The organism is Paenibacillus phytohabitans (assembly GCF_013141775.1).
In the GTDB taxonomy this organism is placed as follows: Bacteria; Bacillota; Bacilli; order Paenibacillales; family Paenibacillaceae; genus Paenibacillus_AQ; species Paenibacillus_AQ phytohabitans.
Map to the genome: position 1 here is coordinate 446,050 of NZ_WHOB01000016.1, position 20,284 is coordinate 466,333.

Below are 20,284 nucleotides of genomic sequence, written 5' to 3' on the forward strand. Positions count from 1 at the left end.
CCCAAACCGCAGGCTGCTCTTTGTGTTATATACTACCCTTCGCGATTACCGGAGGCCAAAAGCTCCCGGACCGCCTCCATATTCGTAACCGGCGCACGGCAGGCAAAGTTACGGCACACATAGGCTGTCGCATCGCCGCGGACCGCCGGTTTGTCCGCCAAATGAGGCAGGAGTCGGAGAATGCCTTCGCTATCCCCATCCCAATTGACGATTAGCGCAGCGTCAGGCAGATAGGCCTGCTGCACCTGAGCCAGCATGCCGTGCAGCGCCGGGTCCTCTTTTTTGCCGGAGAGCACCCATTCCCTGCCGCCCGAGGTCATCGCCAGATGGGCCTGCAAATACATCGCATAACCCGGCGGATACTCCGCTGCTGCAGAGGAGAGCACCGCAGCGGTACGCTCGGCGATGCCTTTGAGCTCCACGTCCTGGGCAATCACCGACAGCTTCCAGAGCAGCTTCGCCGCTACCGAATTCCCGGATGGAATAGCCCCGTCATACAATTCCTTCGAGCGGATAGGCAGCTCTTCCCCGTCATGGCCGGTGAAGAAGAAGCCGCCGCCATCGGAATCGTGGAACAGCTCCAGGAGACCATCCTTAAGAATCAGAGCACGTTCAAGATAGACAGCCTGACCCGTTGCCTCATATAGTTCGCTCATTCCCCAGATCAGGAAGGCATAATCATCCACATAAGCGGGAATCGCCGACTCCCCGTCACGGTAACGTGCCAGCAGCCGGCCATCCTCGCGCCGCAGCTTGTCCCAGATGAAGTTTGCTGCCGCTTCGGCGGCCTTGGCATATTCAGGCTTTTGCAGCGCTTTGGCTCCTTGAGCCAGCGCCGCGATCATCAGCCCGTTCCACGAGGTAAGCACCTTGTCATCCTTGAGCGGATGAATGCGCTGCTCCCGGTACTCAAACAGCTTCCCGCGCCATTCCTCCATCCGGGTCCGCAGACCCAGCGGGTTCATGCCCATGCGCTCCGCCATTTCTTCCGGCAGTCCCTGCAGCAGATTCGGGATATTGGCACCCTCGAAGTTGCCTTCCGGGGTAATCCCGTAGACATGGCAATACGAATGCATGTCTTCCAGCCCCAGGGCCTCCTCAATCTCATCACGGGAGAAGACGTAGAACTTCCCTTCCACGCCTTCCGAATCCGCATCCTCCGCAGAGTAGAAAGCGCCTTCGGGCGAAGTCATATCGCGCAGCACATAGGTGAAGATCTGCTGTGCAATCTCCGCATACAGCGGTTTCCCGGTAATCTGGAAGGCTTCCAGATAGACGTTCGCCAGGAGTGCGTTATCGTAGAGCATTTTCTCAAAATGCGGAACCAGCCACTCCCGGTCCGTGGAATAGCGCGAGAACCCGAAGCCCACATGGTCGTACATGCCGCCCCGGTACATCGACTCCAGCGTCTTCTCCACCATGCGGAGCGCTTCCGGCTGATTGTGCACCTGGCTGTAGGCCAGCAGGAAAGACAAATTATGCGGCGAAGGGAACTTCGGTGCATTGCCGAACCCGCCATATTCCTCATCGAACTGGCGCCGGTACTGCTCATACGCCTCATGCAGCAGCTCATCGCCCGGGATACCGCCGTCTACATCAGCCGAGTTATACGCATTCTTACGATCGAGCGTATGCAGCTCTTCAAGCAGATCATCGCCCAGCTTATTCAGTGCCTCGCCGTCCTGCTCCCACTTCGTATGGATCTGCTCCAGCACATCCATCAGCCCGATCCGGCCAAACATCTGCCGCTTTGGGAAATACGTTCCGGCATAGAACGGCTTCTTCTCCGGCGTCAGCAGCACCGTCAGCGGCCATCCCCCGCTCCCCGTCAGCGCCTGACAGACCGACATATACAGCGCATCTATATCCGGCCGCTCCTCGCGGTCGACTTTGATGGCTACGTAGTTGTTGTTGAGAAGCTGCGCGACTTCTGAATCTTCGAAGGATTCGCGTTCCATTACGTGACACCAATGGCAAGTACGTGTGAATCAACAACTAGCTATACCCAATAGATAAGAAGACAGGCTTGTTGTCGCGCTTGGCGACTTCAAAAGCCTCCTCCGACCAAGGGAACCAGTTCACCGGGTTATGCGCGTGTTGCAGCAGATACGGCGACTTTTCCTTGGCTAATCTATTGGGTACTTTGTGAGTTGTCATGGGGCATCACCTCGTTTCGGCTAATTTGGGTAAAGTACTGCTTAGGGTTAGTTTACCCAAAAAGGTGGAGGAGGGCTCAAACATAATTAAACATCTTAATATTCACTATAATATCTTCATATAAAATTTTAAAACTGTATCTTAAACACTTTCTCATTTTCTTTTATATTTCAGGATTTTTTTCATTTATTATCTTTATAATACTCTTTCTGTGTTTTAGACAAACAACCCCATATTTTTTGTACTTTCCATTCTTCCATTTGAAGTAATTGTTCTTTGTCTTTATTTTTCTTGATAGTCATTTTAAAATGGGATTTATTATGTTCTACTTTATACTTATCCAGTCTCCAAATTAATATAGTCAATTGTTTTGGAGTAAAAGTTTTATTGTCTTTAAAAAATTTAATAAAACTCTCGATCTCGAAACTATCATCTATTCGTGCCAAGTTTATTAAAGAGTTTATCACACTCTTTATTTTTGCATCAGTTATAAGCTTATTCCTGTCCTTATTAACTTTCTTTCTAGCTAATTCATTTGACAAAATGTGGCCTCGATTATCCATAACTCCAATTTTAAATCTTTTAATACATTCTGAACCTATTTGAAGTGTATTTGCATTTATAATATTAAATATTTCAAATTGATATCTAATGTGTGGTTGATCACACAACTCGCATGTCTCATCAGCATCTTCTACATCATACATATTACCTTGATAGACCCACTCATTTAATGCTCTTCTTACGTCATTCTGCTCAAAACTCACTGGAAAAATGTTGCCTTCCACTCTCTTTAACCAATTTGAATTCATTACTTATGCCCCTCTCCACAAGAGAAATTAAGAAAAATTACCTAAAAGGACTTACAGTCATAGTGAATCAAAAAGGTAACCCCGAACATCAGAGTTACCTTAATAAGTATTTCGTATTAAAAACAGATGAAAATTTTCAAACCCTAGGTGAAGCATTATTTATAAAACCAATTTCAAACCCTTCTCTTTCGTCCGCACTAAATTTCTTAACGATATATTTATCCAATTGGGATTCCATTGACTCAGGTAGGTCATTATCTACTACAATCACCTGAAAATCATAATTTTCAACCAACTCATCGCTTAATAAACTCAAATAACTATATATATTTTTATACTTTTTAGGATCGTTAATACCTTCTAATTTATCATCTGATTGATTAGTATTCTCCAAATACTTAGCCTTAGTTTTACCAATGTATTTACCTACAGTATCAATCATAACTAAGCTAGGATAATTAGTATCTGTATTCAAACTATTCCTCAACAAGCTAAACAAGTAACCTATGGACACTAAGGTTCTCAAGCCACCAGAAGTCAGTTTTGAGTAGTCTCTATCTCTGACTACTGGCAAGAATGTTTTATCACTAATTTTAATTCCATACGGGTTACGTATTGGTATAAAAGTAAGGAATTCATTTAGCCAATCCGCAATACTTCCCAAAACACCATCAACAGATGGTGCCCCCTCAACTAGGGTTATCATTCTACTATTTAATTGAGAAATCTGTTCGGTTAATACATCAGTTCTCTTAGTTAATTCATTCAGTTGATTTCGAAGCTTAAGCAAATAATCAATACGTTTGTTTTCCTCGTTTAGCTCTCCTCTCCTTGTGTTGAGCAAATCCCTTTGCGACATAAATGGAGAAACAAATTCACGAGTTTTTAAATCTAACATATCTTTTGCTCTTATTATTTCTGCACTAAGCGAAGTTATTTCTTCAATTATTCCTAAAATACTTTCCCTATCTCTTTCTATCAATAAAGACACTTCTTTAAATCGGTTTTTCAGGCTTTTTATTTCCAGTTCAATTGAACTTGAGTCATATTGGCTAAAAAGTTCATTAAACTTAGATGCGTTTAGTTCATTATCGCAAACAGGACAGTTAACATAGTGACCTTCATGATTTGGGAGCTTTTTTATCACCTCAACTGATGCCAATAATTTATCAATGTCTTGTTGATAATCCCTCTTCAACCGTAAATTCTGATCAAGTTGTGTTTCTTTATACATTTTATTTAAGGTTAGATTATCGAGATGACTCTGTTTAGTAACAATTATCTCTCTGAGTTCATTATCATGATCCGAATTCGATTTCATGCTATGTGTTAACTGAAATATTTCGGTATCAATTGCTTTCAACTCTTCAGACAATTTTTGGGATTTCCCTTCTAAGGATTCTGTTGTTTCCAGTTGAGCTTCCCTTAGGAAAGAAGAAATAATAGTAAATTGTTGAATAATCCCATTTTTAATTCGAGTCTTTTCTGCAATATCCTCTTGCAATTCAGTAATTTGACTATCCAATAGATTATGCAGAAATTTAAATGTCTCCTTATTTTTCACAAATACTACAGGATTTTTCTGATCTAAAATATCTTTATTCCCCACATCGTCTTGATCTAAAAAACAAAATTTTAAAATATCCCGAAAGCTTAATGAGGACATTTTTGAATCTGCTTTGGAAGGTGCTTGCTTTAATTTTACTAATGAGATATTCAAAGCTTCTAACATAAAATCAGAAAAGAAGCCAGCTGGACCTTCCTTCGCAAAACTAGAGCTGTATTCTTTTGGGAAGACACCTTCCATTTGCTCAATACTTGAATGGTAAACTTCGATATGAGACCTTGGATTAAAAATATCTCTTTTGATTGTATAAATATCACCGTTTAATTCTAGTTCCAATAATCCATATTTTCCATGAACCTCTATTTCATCATATAAGTAAACCTCACTTGCACCAAGTAGATAATCAATTATATTGAGAATACTAGATTTCCCTGTATCTGAATCTCCATATATAATGTTTAATCCCAAATTAAATGGAACTATGTAATTTTTCTCTCTACCCACCAGTATAAGTTTTTTTAATATTAATCGAGGAGACTTGTTTTTTTTCATTTATATACCACTCCATAATTAATTGTTTTTAATGTTTTTAGTAACTGAGAAGCAGAGAATTTCTGCAATGGGATAAGTACCTTGCTGAGTTCTTTAATCCTGTTAAAATATATTGATTCTAATTGTTCAACAAACTCAATACCACTTTCAGTAGCAAAATAAAAAATATGACCTTCTTTATTATGTTCAACAGAAATGTACTCATTATAAATCAAAGTGTAAGTTATTTTTCTTATAGTACTATAGTCATATAAAGAAGCTCTATTGGGAAATAACGATTCAATTGAATCAATCTCTTTTTCCTGCAAATCCATCAGCTTACCTTGGTCTTCAGTTTCAAGCAGTCTTTGTAGTAAAACAGGATTTCTCACTAAATAATCATATATGGATAATTTCTCTATATTGAGCAGCAACTTTCCTTTTTTGCTCACACCTAAGGACTGAATAAGAATCAACAATCTTGCTAACCTTACGTTAGACTCATTCTCTGGAACAATAAAAGGAAGTGTATTCATATCCCTCTGGCCTTTCTGAATTGTTCTATTGTTTGTATATTTTGTTGCTGGGCCCACCATAAATCTTTTTCCATCATATTCATTAACTGATGAAGCATTCCCATCTTTTGAAATCCTCCGAGTAAAGGAATTGCACTCTTTAAAAAATCTGTTTCATTAGTTAATTTTTCATGGACATGTGTTACCAAGTGGTTGCTATCGTTTAATTCACCGCTCATTAATTTCCCAAACGCAATAGAATAAAACGTTTCTATTCTTGAGTATAAATCTGAAAGAGTGGCTATTGCATGTTCGCCTTGATTCACTAAAACTTTCCTCATATATTCTGCATTAAAGAAAGTTTGTTTTGCACTGTTAATATGAATATTATGTACATCTGCAATGAGGAGCCTTAAAACAAAAATTTCATCATCAAGTTGTCCTTGATCAATAAAAGGCCTAACTTGAAATGGTTCACCTAACAAAACTTCTTGTGCAAACTTCCGGAGAATTGATTGAATAGCTACGTAAACATGCCTACTTTTATCTTTTGGACGAGTGATAGTATTATGATTGTCATCACAAGGCACCTTTTCTGGTTTCTCAGCTTGAAAAAGTAAAGCACTACTCTCATCAACTATTTCATCATATTGTCCATAAAAGCAGACTGTCCGAGGTAATGATTTACAATGCACCCAATTTTGATTGATTTGTGAGAGCACTGGACTTAGAGGTTTTAGATCAATTGCCTGCACATTACTAAATAACTTTTCACCTAATTTCCCCCATTCAGTACCATTGTGAGGTACGGCTAATGAAAGAAACAACTTCACTTTATTTGATGGCACATCTTTATTAATCTCATTTAAAATAAATGATTTGGTAACAAGTCCACCCATACTATGTGCAATAATGATTATATTCTCATAGTGATCGCAATTGAATTGAATTACTGACTGAATAAATTCCCCTAATTGATTAATCCCTAAGTTTTTCCTCGCAACCTCAGTTTCAAGATTAAACATTCTTTTCAAAAAATTTGTTTTCACTTTTAGACCATACATATCAACTAGAGTTGTATAATAACTAATATAAGCAAAATCATAATTATCGGATATTTGACTATCTTCAAGCAACATTCTAGGGAATTCTTGCCCAAAGTCATTGATCCACGTTTCATTGCTCCCAGTAAAACCATGAACAAATAAAACAAGATTTCTATTATTATTTTTCTGAATAAATTCAATTGCACTCATATTCGACCCTCACCCAAATGTCACAGATATAGTAAAAAGAATACGTCTTATTGCCCATACTAATTCCTCAGACTTATATTCATTATAAACAAAGACTCATGTCGATTACTGTCATTTCTTGTCATCAAAATAATAATTATGGAAAAGCAACAACCTTCATGTGAATTTAACATAAGGGTTGTTGCTTAAAAAGGAAGCATACTATTTATAACAAACCGTCAACTCCACCCGATTCCCTTCCCGATTATACACAACCCGCTCCACCAACTTCTTCAACGCCCAATTCTTCTCTTCACTAGTCACCGCTTCACTCCACAACTCCCTAAACTGCCCAATCCGCTCAACGATCTGCTCCATCGTAGGATAATTTCCTTCATATACTACCACCTTTCGCAAATTCAGCAATTCTTCCTCCAGTTTCTGAATCTGTCTTGTTCTAACCACCTTTCGCTCCATAAATACCTGCTTCGTAATAATGTCCTCTTCAATGGATTCATGTAATTTATCTAATGCCCGTTTATGCTTTTGCAGCTCCTGCTCCTTCACGGAAATCATCGTCTTCGTATCGTTATAACCACGACCTTGCAGCTCGATCTCCTGCAACATGTTCTGGTCTACATTAATAATCCGCTCATATAAAGCATCAAAAAATTCTTCGTCCAGCACCTTGCCCTTCTGCTCACATTTGCTGCCATCCTTATAATGGTGATAGCATAACGCGCTCCAGTATTGACCTTGCTTCTTGCTTTGGCCACTCTGAACTGCATTCTACAGCCACACTTTTCACAGTAGAGCAATCCCGAAAGGGGAAATATATTTCTTCGATATTGGGATTCATCAGCCTGTTCTTCACTAAACGTTCTACAATGGCATCATGTTCTTCCTGGGTCTTCAATTTCTCATGTGTTCCCATGACCTTGATTCGTTCCTCTTCAGGGACAATCTCCACTTGACCACGTTTTGTTCGTGTTTTTCCGTAGGTGATGTAGCCAAGATGAATCTCGCTCAAAAGCAGCCTCTGCACAGTCACATTGGACCATCCCTTGTCCCTTCCATCCGGCTTAATGTTGTATGGCGTAGGTATCTTGTTATCCGTTAACCATATCGCAATATGCCCAAGATTGATTCCACTCCGATATTATTCAACTATGGCTCGATAAATAGGGCGCTTGCCTTCATCCACCCGTACCGATTTTGTGTTCTTATCATAATAATAGGGAAATGGTGGCTTACCGTTCGTCCACATGCCTTTCTTGGCTCCTGCTTCTTTCCCTTGCTTCATTCTGTGCTTAATCGTTTTATACTCGATTCTGGCGAAGATAGACATAAAATCAAACGATACATCGTCATTGTCCACTTCCAGATCGTATATCTTGCTTGGTGTAATGATCACTGTCTCCGAGTTCAAAAATGTATCTTTAATGAGTGCCCAATCCTTATTTTCTCCACGGCCTAGACGGTCAATATCCATGACGACCACACCATCATATAATTTGTCTTCGACATGCCGAAATAACTTCTGCATTTCCTTCCGGGCCTCGATCTTTTCCCCTGAAGCCACCTCTTCATATAGCCTATAGGGGCATTAAGAGAATTCCATGAACATGTTGCTGAACTCATTAGCCGAAACAACCAAAACGAGGCCGAAATGGACATACCTCTCCCCAAATCAAACTATTCTACACAAGACAAGCCTGAATCTTAACAAAATAAAAACAAGCCGATGCGTATAACCACTCACGCACCGGCTTGTTTTATTTCAGGCTATTTCGAACAAATTCCCGCTCCGCTTTTTTCAATTGCTTTAATGAATTCTCGAAAGAATATGGAAACCTACCTCTAAGCTCAATCAGCTTTTCAACCTCTGCCAAGGCAATAGCTTCCTTAATAGCAGGAATCCACCTCTCTTGAACAGTGCCCCAACTTTCTGCCTGAAGAAGCTCGTCTATCAACATAGGCAACTTAGAATTAGAAGTCTCATAACTCTCTCCTATCCGACTTTATTTATTCCAAAATCAACTTCTCCTTAGTCTGTATAAGTTCTGCCTCATGTTCCAATACTTCTACGAGCATCGCTGCTCCCATTATGAAGCCAAGAGTATAGGCAGCAGTCCTCTAAAAGACTCACTTATACCCCCTCCCAAATCATCATCTTCTTGATTATTTTAGCGAGTTTTTCGCTAAAAATCAATAGCGAATAATTCGCTAAGATATGCTTGCGTTGGAGGTGTTCGATATGTATCAACGTATCCGGGATTTACGCGAAGATAAGGATTTGACGCAAACTCAAATGGCGGAGTATTTGCAATGCAGCCAGCGAATCTATAGTAATTATGAACGCGGTGATGTCGATATCCCCACGGCGATTCTTATCAAGCTGGCAGACTTTCATATGACGAGTACTGACTATTTGCTTAATCGAACGAACCAAAAGAAACCTTACTCCAAAAGTTAAATTAGAAAATTAGAATAAAGCGTAGATGCTGTAGGATTCAAAATGATTCATCTCATCTATACACTCGTTGGTTGATGAATATTAAGAATCTGCGGCTTACGCTAAGACAACGTTCCGGCTCATAGAAAAAAGCTCATTGGCTATCACCATGAGCTTTTTTATTGGCACCACTACTTCAATTTAATACCTTATAAATAAAAAACCTTATTTTACTTTCCATATCTGCTTTGCTACATTAAAGCATTCCTCATACCCAAAGGGTTCGCCATAACTGGAAGAAAATATTTCTTGTATGCTTCTGGCTAGTTCTTCGACTGTTCCCCCAGCTATAGCCATGTTTACACATGCAGCCCTAACCGCAGAGCCAATCCTGCGGAGAATTCTTTTTGAGAATCCAATTTCAGTTCGTTATACACTTTGGTCATACGTGCCTGTGCTTGTTCCAAATCACCTGTTAAGCAATAGAGCACTGTTAAATGATACGGGTTCTCGTAGATTCCAGCTTTCTCCCTTAACTCCATTACCCCGATGATATCTTCAACCTCTTCAACCTGCCACAGATGATGGATTATATATTCTGTAACGTCTTTCGTTATCCTTTGTTTAAGTTGTTCGACGTTAGAATCCCTCGTCATTTTGTATCACTGCTCGTTCTTCGTTAGTTCAGTAACTGCGTATCTGTAGAACTGAGCTTACGACTGTTGGAAAAGATGGCCTCTATACAAATTCCAGGATTAATACAGAATTCAACCTCATATTGTGTATTCCACTTGGATGCCTGCAGCAAGTCCCTATTTCACTTCACTTAGGAGACTTGCTGTTTTTTGTGTTAGTTGGTCTATTTGAACTGGAACCAAGTTAAATTTGCAACTGTGGTTGAGTCTGACTTCACAAAAGTAACATATACCGTATGGGTTCCTACCGCTGTCCCGGCATTAAGCGGGATATTCTTGAGGGACCATGTCTGCCATCCGCCTGTGCTTTCGGCCGTCCAATAACCCAGCATAGTGCCTGTAGGGCTATCCAAGTGGAATTCGATCCTTCCGCCGGAATTAGCGGATGCAACCTTCATATCAATACTTGTTTTAGCTGTACTGCCAAAGTCTACATTTTTAAATGCTATATAGTCGCCATTACTGCCTCCACCCACATCCAGCCCGCCGTCCGTGCTTGACTCATAGGACATAACACCTGAACTAAGGTTATAGCCTTCCGCTTCAAATTTCAATGTGTTGAATTTTGGCTCTGCAGCATAGCTGTTCGTATCTGTTATTTTCAAATCTGTCAAATTATTTACCGCAACTCCACCGACGCGAACATTGTTTAATGTCACTCCGGAGACCGTAGATGTGTCACTCCAACCCTTCATTATTGAAACTTCACCTAAAGCGCGTAAATTGATATTATTATAAACCACATTTTTGATCGGACCGGTTTTTGCCGAAAGATCCAACCATCTGGAGTGAACACCGGATCTTGGCCAGAAGCCTTCTACATCTATATTGTCAAATACGATGTTTTGTGCTGCTGGAGTCCCATAGAGATGACCGACTGCTAAAGCGCGCCAGCATCTGTATACATAAGAGTTTTTAACAACTATGCCATCCTGAAGCTGTTTCACTCCATCTCCAACCTTGAATGCTCCACATCTGCTCCAAGCCAAAGCATCATCGACAACTACATTTGACTGGTTTTCAGGAGTTCCCGGCCAGTTTGCAGCGATATCCGTAGTGGCTACATCCCATGTCTTAAATGAGTATGTGTCATCCTCCGATACTGCTACAGTGTGCTTAATGAGTACATTCTGGCTCTCTTGAATGTCTATTGCATCATTCTCATAATCAAGTTCATTGTTGTTGAAGTGCTTGGTATTCTGGAAGGTTACGTTATTAGATCTTGTAACGATTGTAGCCCAGCCACCACTGTCTCTGATGGTTATGCCGTCAACCGTGAAGTTGCTGCACTGCAAGGGTACAAGAATATTGTTCAAATAATTGTTTGTATTTCTCATATAATGGCCATTGCCGTCAATCGTTCCCCTGCCGTATATCTTAATATTGTTGGCATTGGTTTCGGTATAAATAAACCAGGTTCCATCCTTATTCAGAGAATTCTTATGGAAATGGGTAGTGTAATCGCTTGGATTTCCTGAACCCCTTATCACAGAACCACCCTCCAGATAAACCGAAACATTGCTTTTTAGAACAATGTTACCGCTCTTGTACACGCCGGCTGGAACGTATACTATACCGCCGCCTGCTGCGTTAGCCGCATTAATGGCGTTTTGTATGGCAGTTGTAGCCAAAGTGGCACCGGTACTGTCGGCACCGTACCCGGTTTTAACATTGTATATCCCTGTACCGGATGAAGCCGGAACATTGGTTTCAAGAGCATCTGCCGCAATCACCAGATCTTTCAGGTTATTGATTTTAACGATAAGATAGGTTGGTGATGAAAGTGTAAAGGTAAGTGTATTTCCGCTCTTGGCTGCAGTGATTCCCAAAGCTTTGGGGGAAATATTATAGGTATTGATTGGCTCGCTTGCTGTAATTGTGATTGTAGTCGTACCTGAAAAAGAGAAATTACAATAATTATAGTTTACAAATACCTCCGAAGTGTCGATTACCGGTATATTGGTAGAGTCTGCTGTTACCGTGTATTGATTGGTCGTGGTATATATCGACGGTAACGGATAACTTACAATTGTACCCGCTGCACTTGCTGTCAAAGGAACGACAGCTAAAAGACTGGCGAGCATACAAACAATTAAACTTAATAATTTTAACTTTTTTAGCATAAATGAACACCTCTTTCATATTTTTTAGAAAACACTCTTATCTATGCTCCGGCTCCAGACAGAGCCGGAGCAGATCGTCCACATGGGCCGTTGCCAGACATTCCACCGTATCCGCAGAGCCGTAATAGATCTTGACCTCGCCGTCATCCTCTAGAATCATCCCTCCCGGAAAAATCACATGATTGCGGAATCCCCCGCCAATCTCATAGTCTGTCTCCGGTGCCAGCAGCGGATGCTTGCTCATGCCGATCACCTTGCGGGGGTCCTCCAGATCCAGCAGCATAATTCCGGCGGTATAGCGCTTCTTCCAGGTGTCCTCCCAACCTTGCTTGCCTCTGGCCGGGTCCACATCCACCGCATGGAAGGTGGTCAGCCAGCCCTTATCCGTCCGGACCGGAGGTGCGGCCGGGCCAACCTTGTCATTGGCAAACGGCACCTGCTCGACGGCGAGCAGCAGGCTGGAGTTGCCCCAATGCTTCAGGTCCGGCGACTCGGAGATCCAGGCATCGAAGCGGTCCCGGCCGCCGCGGCTGTATACCGTGAAGGGACGCTCCAGCCGGACATACTTGCCGCCGATGGGCTCGGGAAACAGTACCATATTGCGCAGGTCCGGTGTAGACAGGCTGAGCACCTCGAAGTGTTCCAGATCATCGGTAACGGCAATTCCGCCGCGAATGCCATGGTGCGTATCCACGGCAAAACACATATAACAACGGCCGCCGATCACGGTCAGGCGCGGGTCGTAGGCGCGGATAATTTCCTCGTCATGCATTTTGAACACTGGCTTCGGGCCGGCGGTCCAGCTCAGCCCATCGTCACTGTAAGCAATGCCGAGATCCGTGGTGTGGTGCGGCTCAAGCGTCTGATCGACCAGTGAGCCGTAATCATTACGGAAGATCATCACATACTTGCCGTTAAATTTCGTTACACCTGCATTGAATACCAGTGCGGTGGGGTAAGGAACCTTCGTTGCATCCAGCACAGGATTGCCCGGATACCGCCGGATGAACGGGGCAGATTGCAGAATTGCCGGAGCGTGTTGAGTCATGGGGTGAACCTCCTTGAATGTTAAATATGGAATATGGGTTGCGCAGGTCCGGACCGCTACCCTTTGAGGGAACCGGCCGTCATCTGCATGAAGGATTTGTTGGCGAACAGATAGGCCACGAGAATCGGCAGAATGGACAAGCAGGCGCCCGCCATCATATAGTGGGTCTGGGAAGCGGCCGAAATCCCGTATTTCAGGTTCGCCAGCCCGACAGTCAGCGTCTGCAGCTCCGGCTTCGTCATCGTGAACACGAGCGGCAGCAGATATTCATTCCACGCGCCGCGGAAGGTGAACAGCGCACCTACGCCGAGTCCGGGTCCGAGCAGCGGCAGAATAATCCGCCAGAAGGTCCGGCCGAGCGAACTGCCGTCGATCAGCGCCGCCTCGTCCAGCTCCCGGGGAATTCCCTTCATGAAGCTGAACAGAATGAAGAATATCGACGCGTGTGCGGAGATCAGGATCAGAATTACGCCCCAGAGGCTGCTGTGCAGATGAAGCTTAACCATCAGATCGAATTGCGGACGCAGCACCACCGCCCCCACGGCCACGAACATGGTGAAGGATTGCAGGCCGATATATATTTTTTTGCCGAAAAAGTCCATCCGGTCCACCACATAAGCTGCCATGGAAGAAACCAGTAAAGTGCCTACTACCGCCGACAGTGAAATAATCAGGCTGTTTAGCGTATATTTGGAGAAATTCGCCTGTTGCCAGGCTTCAGCATAGTTAGAGAAGTGCCAGCTGCTTGGCAGGAAGGTCGCTCCGGTGGTCAGCTCGGCATTCGTTTTGAAGGAGCCCAGCACGGTGATGACGACCGGAATCAGGGTGATAAAAGCAAAGGCCAGCAGAAAAATCCACAGTACAGTGTTGCCCAATATGGTTCTTATTCGCATCTCGCGTCTCTCCTCAATCGGTCTGATTCATCCGCCGGGAGGCGTAGAAATAAATGAGTGATATGATCCCGACGATTATCGCGGACACAAAGGCGACCGCACTTCCATATCCGAACTCCTGTACCTGAACTCCGGCACTCCCCCCGCCTATAGGGAAGAATAATTTGTATAAATACAGGAACATTACTTCCGTCTTGCCTACCGGGCCGCCTTCGGTCAGAACCATAATGCTCTCGTAGCCCTTCAGGGCGGTAATGATCGCCAGCATAATAACCATCTGCATTACAGGTCCGAGCATCGGCAGCGTCACGTAGCGGAACTGCTGGATTTTGCTTGCCCCGTCCAGGGCAGAGGCTTCATACACATCCTCAGGAATATTCTGCAGACCGGCGAGGAAGAGCAGCATATAGTTCCCGACCGCGCCCCAGGCCGCAACCAGAATGACGGTGAGCATGGCATACTTCGGACCCAGCCAGTCAATCCCGGAATCGCTTAGACCGAGTTTGATCAGGAACTGATTGAGAATCCCGTTATACGAGTTAAAAATGGTAAAAAAAACGACAGCCATAACGGCTGTACTGATGACGGTCGGCATGAAAAAAATCCCCCGCAGCAGCTGTCTGCCCCGCAGCCCCCGGTTCAGGATTGCGGCCAGCAGCAGAGCCAGCGGAATCGTGATCAACAGCTTGCCGCCTGCATAGACAAAGGTATTCACCACCGAATCCCAGAATTGGGTATCCTTCAGAATGCGGCTGAAATTGTCCAGACCGGTAAACCGGGCCGTTCCATAACCCTTATAGTCATAGAACATGTAGCGGAACGCCCAGGCAATCGGGTAGATTCCGAGCACAATAGTCAGAAGGGCGCTTGGAAAGATAAAGCTGTATGAGAATAAGGCATTTTTTGTTTTATTCATCTGATTTCTTCCGGCTCCTTTCCCTTACGGTCAGAGCAGAGGGGTGGAGAACGCAGCTTCCCCATCCCCGTCATCTGACCTGTTTCTCTATGTTTCGCCTTCCGGTTACTTGGCGAACTTGCCGCCCAGGCCGGCCGGATCAAAGCCTGCATCCGGCTCAGCCTTGATTCCGTCATTGGCAATGGCGCTGTCCAGCGCAGCATTATAACGCTTGTTCAAATCCGCGATGACCGCCTTCAGATCGCCGCCATTGAGCATATATTTGAAGAAGGCGTCATCCGACTTCATGCCCTCCGGTGCAACCGCCGGATAGATCGGCCATACCCCGTCATTTTTATTGGGAAGGAAGCCTTCGATACCGTTGACATCCGGTGTTGCGGCAACCGCACTGATGGATGGAACCATGGAGATGCCGAAGCCTTTCTCCTGATAATCCGTCAGCACCTGATCCCCGTACATGAACTGCATGAACTTCCAGGCCGCTTCCTTATTCTCCGATTTCGAGCTGAGACTCAGCCATTGGCCGCCGAGGAAGCCGGAAGCGCCCTTCACCATGCCGTCAATTGTAGGTGCCGGAGCCGCAGCCCAGTCGATCTTGGCCGGGAACTGGTTCTTGTACACACCAGGCTCAGAGGAGTAGGAGATATACATTCCGATCTTGCCTTCGGCAAATTGGGCCCGCAGCGGATCGATATCCAACGATTCCACACCCGGAAGCATGCTGCCGTCATCCTTGATCTGCTTGAAGGCATTAATAATCGGCTCGAGGCCGCTGAAATCGTAGCGGGCAGTCTTGAAGTCATACCCGAAGCCGCCATAACCGCTCATTTCCGCAATGACCCGTGCCGAACGTGCGAATGCACTGGAGGGACTCTTGAAATTCAGTGCAAAGCCGTAAGCGCCGTCAGCCTTACCCGCTTCGGTCAGCTTTTTGGCTGTATCCACCAGCTCCTGCAACGTGGTTGGCGGATTCTCGACGCCCGCTTTGGCGAACAGGTCCTTGTTGTACACCAGGCGCATCGTCGTTCCGTAGTTCGGCAGGCTGTAACGTTTGCCGTCAAATTCATTCAGATCCGGCATGGCCGGGAACTTCGCCTTCAGCTCATCGGTGAGGAATTCATCAATGGGCGCGAGAAAGCCCTTCTTGTAGAACGTCTGGATGGTGTTCTCCTTCACCCGGATCACATCCGGGGCATCCGAGGTCTGGAAGGACAGATCCAGTGCGGTATCGAAGTCATCGCCCTTGACGACCAGCTCCACCTCAATACCGTCCGTATTGGCCCTGTTGAACTCGGCCACCTTCTCTTTCACGAAATCGGCGTCATGGCGGTCGCCCGTCCAGTAGCTGATTTTGGTTTTTTCCCCTGAACCGCCTGTCGCTGCATCTCCTGAGCCTTCTGCTGCATTGCCGCCGCCACTGTTACCGTTGCCGCAGGCTGCCAGGCCAAGTGCCAGAACCAGGCTCATAGATGTCATTAGCGTACGCTTCATCATTGGTAGTGCCCCCTTATTTATCGCTGCTGAATTTAACTTACAACCTGATTATAGAATGGGTAACGCTTTCACATAAGGCGGGTAAGCCCACATTGAGGGCAGATTTCTGGTGGAGTTGCCGGCACACTGCCGGGCGGAAGCTGCCCATCATACAAAAGGGAGTGACTCTCCGCTTGGCGGAAGCCCCTCCCTTGTCCTTCTTTATTCTTTTCCAAGGTAATGCAGCTTAAACTCCGACGGGGTCATTCCTGTATACTTCTTGAACACCTCGCTGAAATAGCGCCTGTGCTCGTAGCCGAGATCTTGGGCAATCTCCTGTACCTGCAGGCCGCCGATCAGCATCGACTTGGCCTTCTCCATCTTCTCATGCATCACGTATTGCTGAAAGGAACCCCCCTGCACCTTCTTAAACAGGTTGGAGAAATATCCTGGGCTGAGGTTAATCTGCTTCGCGACCTGCTCCAGTGACAGCCCCGTATCCAGATGACTCCGGATATAAGCGATCGCCTGATGGATAATCCGCGTGGATTCCAGGGAACGGGCTTCCTCCACCAGCGCGCAGGCCTCCCGGCACAGCCCGGACAGCAGGCTCCGGATATCCTGAAGGGAAGGATGCACCCGGTTCTTCATTGCCTCAATTCCGCGCTCCAGCGGCTCCACCTGCTCATAGGGAAACTGCTCGAGCAGAACCCGGCAGATCTTGGAGCTCAGCTCATAGCCGACGCTTTCGACATACCTTGGCTCAGGCAAAAGCTCGCTGTCCAGCAGCTCCGAGAACAGCTGGTCCAGCACCTGCAGGCTTTTGCCGGAATTGCCGGAACGCAGGGCAAACAGCAGCTCCTGCTCGGCGGCGGCGGAATAGCTGTGAAGCGAGAGCGGCTTATTCTCAATATTGCCGTAATGATATACACCGTTGCCTCCGGTATAGAAATGATAACCCAGAGCGCTCAGCGCCTGCCTGTAGGCTGTAGCCAGCTCATGAATCGCTGATACACCAGGCCCCACGCCAATAGAGAGTGTATTACGGGAGAACTGGCTTACATTCGTGCAGCAGGCCTCCGTTATCAGCGCAGCGGTATCCGGGGCCGAGCCGTTCATGATGCAGACATACCGGTCTGTGGCCTCGCGGATAATCACACCGCGGGTCCAGGCGGAAATCGTCTCTTCGAGAATATTGTGCAGGCTGAACCGCAGCAGCTCCACCTCCTGCACAGGCTGGCCCTGAAGCTTCTCGGCGAAATGATCGATCTCTGCGACAAACACGAAGAAGTCATGCTGCGCAAGCGGGATATCGAGATATGCCCACCTGGACCGGGCATCCGCCTCTGTCGTCTGGTGATGCAGCAGGAAGGTCAGATACTCCTGGCGGAGGATGGGCAGGCTCTCCCTGATTTTGGACTCCATCACCGCCAGTCTCGCAGTCTCCTGCCGTTCTTCCCGGCACAGCTCCTTGGCCTTCAGCACCACATTCACAATCTCATCCAGCGAAAAAGGCTTCTTCACGAAATCGAGCGCCCCCAGCCGGATGGCTTCCTGAGCGTAAGCGAATTCCGAGTAGGCGCTAAGGATAATAATCTTGCAGTCCGGCAGATCTTCCAGTATCGCCCGGGTCATCTTCAGCCCGTCCATTCTCGGCATCCGGATATCGGTCAGCACAATATCGGGCCGGGTCTCGCGGATGATCCGCAGCCCCTCTTCACCGTCGAGCGCCGTGCCGGCGACCTCAATACCGTGCTCCTGCCACGCCGGCTTGCGAGAGATCATCTCCACCACACTTTTAATATCGTCGATGATACATAACTTGAACCTTCCCGGCTCCAGCTTCTGGTCCATCATCTATCGCTCCTCTCTTAACGGAATCCACAGCTCCGTCTGCGACCCCTTGCCCGGTTCTCCGTCCACTTCCATGAGGGCTTCCTCTCCGTAGTAGAGCGCCAGGCGATGTCTGATGTTGAACAGGGCGTAGCCCTTCTTGGACTGCGGGGCGTTGCTCATTCCCTGCCTAACCTTCCCGGCATCGAGCCCTCGCCCGTTGTCGGTAATAGTAATATGCAGCATCTCCAGCTCCCGGCTGACCGTGATGTCAATCCGGCCTCCCCCGGACCGGTCACTGAACCCGTGCTGGATGCTGTTCTCCACAACCGGCTGCAGGATGATTTTGGGAAGCGGGCAGGACAGCAGCTCTTCATCCTCAACCGTAATGCTGTATTCAAACAGTCCTTCATAGCATTTCTGCTGAATGGAGAAATACTGCCGCACATGGGACAGCTCATCCTCAAGGGTAATCAGATCCTTGCCTCCGCTAAGCCCGATCTGGAACATCTGCGATAATGACAGGATCATCTCATTCACATCCTCATTCACGCCCAATACCGATTTGCAATAAATCGTATTCAGCGTATTGTACAGGAAGTGCGGCTCCATCTGCGCGGTAAGGGCCCGGATCTCCGCATGCCGCTTGTCCTCCTCCTTCGACTTCACATCCTCAATCAGTGCCTTAATCTCCGACATCATCCGGTTGAACTGAAAGCCGACCTGGGCGACCTCATCCTCATAGCGGCTCTCATAAACTACACTAAGCTGGTTCTCTTCGACCCTGCGCATCAGCCGCCGCAGCTTGAACAGCGGCCTCAGCAGCACAGACGTCAGCTGATTAGAGATCAGCCAGGTAGTCAGCAGAAAGACACCGATTACATACAGGGTGATGCGCTGCACCCTCTCCAGCTTGCCCAGCAGCTGGTCGCGCGACTGCATGCCGGAGATGATCCAGTCAGGAGATGCTGCAGAGCTTTTATAATTGACCAGATACTCCTTGCCGCCATAGCTGTAGGTATGCTCCTGCGGTTCGGCTGCTGCGCCGCCTTCCGCAAGCACCGGCTTCCAGGGAAATCTGCCGCGGAACGGCCAGCGCGACTCCACCACCGCATCCCCCTCCCCGCTCATCAGGTAATAATTACGGCCGGGCTGCTGCCCGCCCTGATTCAGCAGTTCGTCAATCCGGCTCTCCCGGATATTGACGACGATAAACACATTGCTGACCGGCGTATACGGGTATTCATAGATTCCCCGGACCACGAAGGAGACGACCCGCTGGCTGCCCGTGAACAGCCGGTCATAATGCCCTTTGGCCCAGTAGCCGCCCGGCTGCTCCTTGCTGAGATCATATAATTCCGAGCCGTAAAACGAGTTATCCTGCGCGCGGATTTGCGTGGTGGAGTAGAAGTCGCCTATCGGCGTGACGATCAGCACATTCTCGATAATCGGTTGATTAAACGTCGCCTGTGAGAGCACATATTGCAGATCCGACAGATGCACATAATAATTCGACACATCATGGCTGAGCACATCCATCATCATCTTCCGGTACGCATCGCTCAGCATCAGGGACTGCACGGACAGTGCCACATCATTCAGGCGGGAATCCAGCAGCTGGGTAGTTTTGCTGACCGTTTCCTGGCTGCTGGCGTAAGCATTATCCTCAATCTCCTGCGCGGCGATCCAATACGAGAAGCTGCCCATCGCACTGATGGACAGCGTGATCAGCACGATGAACGAGAACAGAATCCGCTGCTTGATGGATATCCGGTAATACCTGCTGGCGATCTGCCGCCGGATCTGCCTTGCATAGGCTGTGAATGTATTCATAGTTCCCCCTTCTTGAGCATGTACCTCCCTATGTTTGTATGTTCTTGTCACTTGTACCATACGGCTGCTCCAGCCCGGCGTCAAGACAGGGCATGATTATTTAGCGGATTCACTAATCATGGCTCAGGTTGACGGGAAGCTGCGCGATTGAGTAATTATAATACAATTAGCCAAACTGACGGTTTCCAGGGCGATTCT

Annotated in this window: 19 protein-coding genes; 1 reads left to right on the top strand and 18 read right to left on the bottom strand. The window is 46.5% G+C overall.

Annotation, left to right across the window (positions count from 1 at the left end; all coding sequences use genetic code 11):
- Window positions 1–32 precede the first annotated feature (32 nt).
- The 9 genes from GC101_RS03735 to GC101_RS03775 form a co-directional block, all read right to left on the bottom strand.
- On the bottom strand, window positions 33–1,958 hold the full coding sequence (locus tag GC101_RS03735) for a thioredoxin domain-containing protein (RefSeq protein ID WP_171716118.1): 1,926 nt from the start codon (window positions 1,956–1,958) through the stop codon (window positions 33–35).
- Between the two features lie 37 nt (window positions 1,959–1,995).
- Window positions 1,996–2,157, bottom strand: coding sequence for a DUF255 domain-containing protein (locus tag GC101_RS36475; RefSeq protein WP_074108930.1), 162 nt, complete (start codon window positions 2,155–2,157; stop codon window positions 1,996–1,998).
- Between the two features lie 182 nt (window positions 2,158–2,339).
- The gene (locus GC101_RS03745; RefSeq protein ID WP_171716119.1) at window positions 2,340–2,969 is read right to left on the bottom strand and encodes a hypothetical protein; all 630 of its coding nucleotides are present in this window, start codon (window positions 2,967–2,969) and stop codon (window positions 2,340–2,342) included.
- Window positions 2,970–3,105: 136 nt separating this feature from the next.
- On the bottom strand, window positions 3,106–5,088 hold the full coding sequence (locus GC101_RS03750) for a coiled-coil domain-containing protein (RefSeq protein ID WP_171716120.1): 1,983 nt from the start codon (window positions 5,086–5,088) through the stop codon (window positions 3,106–3,108).
- On the bottom strand, window positions 5,085–5,603 hold the full coding sequence (locus tag GC101_RS03755) for an ABC-three component system middle component 4 (protein WP_171716121.1): 519 nt from the start codon (window positions 5,601–5,603) through the stop codon (window positions 5,085–5,087). The genes GC101_RS03750 and GC101_RS03755 overlap by 4 nt, the downstream gene beginning before the upstream one ends.
- Window positions 5,600–6,838 carry an ABC-three component system protein gene (locus tag GC101_RS03760; protein WP_171716122.1) on the bottom strand — a complete coding sequence of 413 codons (1,239 nt, stop codon included), beginning with the start codon at window positions 6,836–6,838 and terminating at the stop codon, window positions 5,600–5,602. The genes GC101_RS03755 and GC101_RS03760 overlap by 4 nt, the downstream gene beginning before the upstream one ends.
- 201 nt (window positions 6,839–7,039) lie before the next feature.
- Window positions 7,040–7,504 carry a hypothetical protein gene (locus tag GC101_RS03765; RefSeq protein ID WP_171716123.1) on the bottom strand — a complete coding sequence of 155 codons (465 nt, stop codon included), beginning with the start codon at window positions 7,502–7,504 and terminating at the stop codon, window positions 7,040–7,042.
- A gap of 31 nt (window positions 7,505–7,535) precedes the next feature.
- Window positions 7,536–7,964 carry a recombinase family protein gene (locus tag GC101_RS03770; protein ID WP_171716286.1) on the bottom strand — a complete coding sequence of 143 codons (429 nt, stop codon included), beginning with the start codon at window positions 7,962–7,964 and terminating at the stop codon, window positions 7,536–7,538.
- A 12-nt stretch (window positions 7,965–7,976) separates the two neighbouring features.
- Window positions 7,977–8,399 (bottom strand): recombinase family protein, encoded by a 423-nt coding sequence (locus GC101_RS03775; protein WP_171716124.1) that lies wholly within the window; start codon window positions 8,397–8,399, stop codon window positions 7,977–7,979.
- Between the two features lie 675 nt (window positions 8,400–9,074).
- Between GC101_RS03775 and GC101_RS03780 the strand changes: the two genes are divergently transcribed.
- Window positions 9,075–9,293 carry a helix-turn-helix domain-containing protein gene (locus tag GC101_RS03780; RefSeq protein WP_036733492.1) on the top strand — a complete coding sequence of 73 codons (219 nt, stop codon included), beginning with the start codon at window positions 9,075–9,077 and terminating at the stop codon, window positions 9,291–9,293.
- 204 nt (window positions 9,294–9,497) lie between these two features.
- On the opposite strand, the gene GC101_RS36880 is transcribed toward GC101_RS03780, so the two are convergent.
- The 9 genes from GC101_RS36880 to GC101_RS03825 all read right to left on the bottom strand — a co-directional run bounded on the left by GC101_RS36880 (window position 9,498) and on the right by GC101_RS03825 (window position 20,086).
- Entirely contained in the window at window positions 9,498–9,629 is a 132-nt protein-coding gene (locus tag GC101_RS36880; protein WP_171716125.1) for a DUF1871 family protein, read from the bottom strand.
- Between the two features lie 2 nt (window positions 9,630–9,631).
- Window positions 9,632–9,928, bottom strand: a complete 297-nt coding sequence (locus tag GC101_RS03790) for a hypothetical protein (protein WP_171716126.1) — start codon at window positions 9,926–9,928, stop codon at window positions 9,632–9,634.
- A 203-nt stretch (window positions 9,929–10,131) separates the two neighbouring features.
- On the bottom strand, window positions 10,132–12,090 hold the full coding sequence (locus GC101_RS03795) for a carbohydrate-binding protein (RefSeq protein ID WP_171716127.1): 1,959 nt from the start codon (window positions 12,088–12,090) through the stop codon (window positions 10,132–10,134).
- Between the two features lie 37 nt (window positions 12,091–12,127).
- Window positions 12,128–13,138: a glycoside hydrolase family 130 protein gene (locus tag GC101_RS03800; RefSeq protein WP_171716128.1), complete on the bottom strand. Its 1,011-nt coding sequence runs from the start codon at window positions 13,136–13,138 to the stop codon at window positions 12,128–12,130.
- Between the two features lie 56 nt (window positions 13,139–13,194).
- Window positions 13,195–14,031, bottom strand: coding sequence for a carbohydrate ABC transporter permease (locus GC101_RS03805; protein WP_171716129.1), 837 nt, complete (start codon window positions 14,029–14,031; stop codon window positions 13,195–13,197).
- A gap of 13 nt (window positions 14,032–14,044) precedes the next feature.
- Window positions 14,045–14,947, bottom strand: coding sequence for a carbohydrate ABC transporter permease (locus GC101_RS03810; RefSeq protein WP_171716130.1), 903 nt, complete (start codon window positions 14,945–14,947; stop codon window positions 14,045–14,047).
- A gap of 105 nt (window positions 14,948–15,052) precedes the next feature.
- Window positions 15,053–16,441, bottom strand: coding sequence for an ABC transporter substrate-binding protein (locus GC101_RS03815; RefSeq protein ID WP_042138230.1), 1,389 nt, complete (start codon window positions 16,439–16,441; stop codon window positions 15,053–15,055).
- A gap of 201 nt (window positions 16,442–16,642) precedes the next feature.
- Complete coding sequence (locus tag GC101_RS03820) at window positions 16,643–18,277, bottom strand: response regulator (RefSeq protein WP_246354141.1); 1,635 nt, start codon at window positions 18,275–18,277, stop codon at window positions 16,643–16,645.
- The gene (locus tag GC101_RS03825; protein WP_171716131.1) at window positions 18,278–20,086 is read right to left on the bottom strand and encodes a cache domain-containing sensor histidine kinase; all 1,809 of its coding nucleotides are present in this window, start codon (window positions 20,084–20,086) and stop codon (window positions 18,278–18,280) included.
- Between the last annotated feature and the right edge of the window lie 198 nt (window positions 20,087–20,284).

Bases quoted from the DNA above. Each gene is read 5' to 3' on its own strand.
- GC101_RS03735 (WP_171716118.1), bottom strand. From the start codon at position 1,958: ATGGAACGCGAATCCTTCGAAGATTCAGAAGTCGCGCAGCTTCTCAAC.
- GC101_RS36475 (WP_074108930.1), bottom strand. From the start codon at position 2,157: ATGACAACTCACAAAGTACCCAATAGATTAGCCAAGGAAAAGTCGCCG.
- GC101_RS03745 (WP_171716119.1), bottom strand. From the start codon at position 2,969: ATGAATTCAAATTGGTTAAAGAGAGTGGAAGGCAACATTTTTCCAGTG.
- GC101_RS03750 (WP_171716120.1), bottom strand. From the start codon at position 5,088: ATGAAAAAAAACAAGTCTCCTCGATTAATATTAAAAAAACTTATACTG.
- GC101_RS03755 (WP_171716121.1), bottom strand. From the start codon at position 5,603: ATGAATACACTTCCTTTTATTGTTCCAGAGAATGAGTCTAACGTAAGG.
- GC101_RS03760 (WP_171716122.1), bottom strand. From the start codon at position 6,838: ATGAGTGCAATTGAATTTATTCAGAAAAATAATAATAGAAATCTTGTT.
- GC101_RS03780 (WP_036733492.1), top strand. From the start codon at position 9,075: ATGTATCAACGTATCCGGGATTTACGCGAAGATAAGGATTTGACGCAA.
- GC101_RS36880 (WP_171716125.1), bottom strand. From the start codon at position 9,629: ATGGCTATAGCTGGGGGAACAGTCGAAGAACTAGCCAGAAGCATACAA.
- GC101_RS03790 (WP_171716126.1), bottom strand. From the start codon at position 9,928: ATGACGAGGGATTCTAACGTCGAACAACTTAAACAAAGGATAACGAAA.
- GC101_RS03795 (WP_171716127.1), bottom strand. From the start codon at position 12,090: ATGCTAAAAAAGTTAAAATTATTAAGTTTAATTGTTTGTATGCTCGCC.
- GC101_RS03800 (WP_171716128.1), bottom strand. From the start codon at position 13,138: ATGACTCAACACGCTCCGGCAATTCTGCAATCTGCCCCGTTCATCCGG.
- GC101_RS03805 (WP_171716129.1), bottom strand. From the start codon at position 14,031: ATGCGAATAAGAACCATATTGGGCAACACTGTACTGTGGATTTTTCTG.
- GC101_RS03810 (WP_171716130.1), bottom strand. From the start codon at position 14,947: ATGAATAAAACAAAAAATGCCTTATTCTCATACAGCTTTATCTTTCCA.
- GC101_RS03815 (WP_042138230.1), bottom strand. From the start codon at position 16,441: ATGATGAAGCGTACGCTAATGACATCTATGAGCCTGGTTCTGGCACTT.
- GC101_RS03820 (WP_246354141.1), bottom strand. From the start codon at position 18,277: ATGATGGACCAGAAGCTGGAGCCGGGAAGGTTCAAGTTATGTATCATC.
- GC101_RS03825 (WP_171716131.1), bottom strand. From the start codon at position 20,086: ATGAATACATTCACAGCCTATGCAAGGCAGATCCGGCGGCAGATCGCC.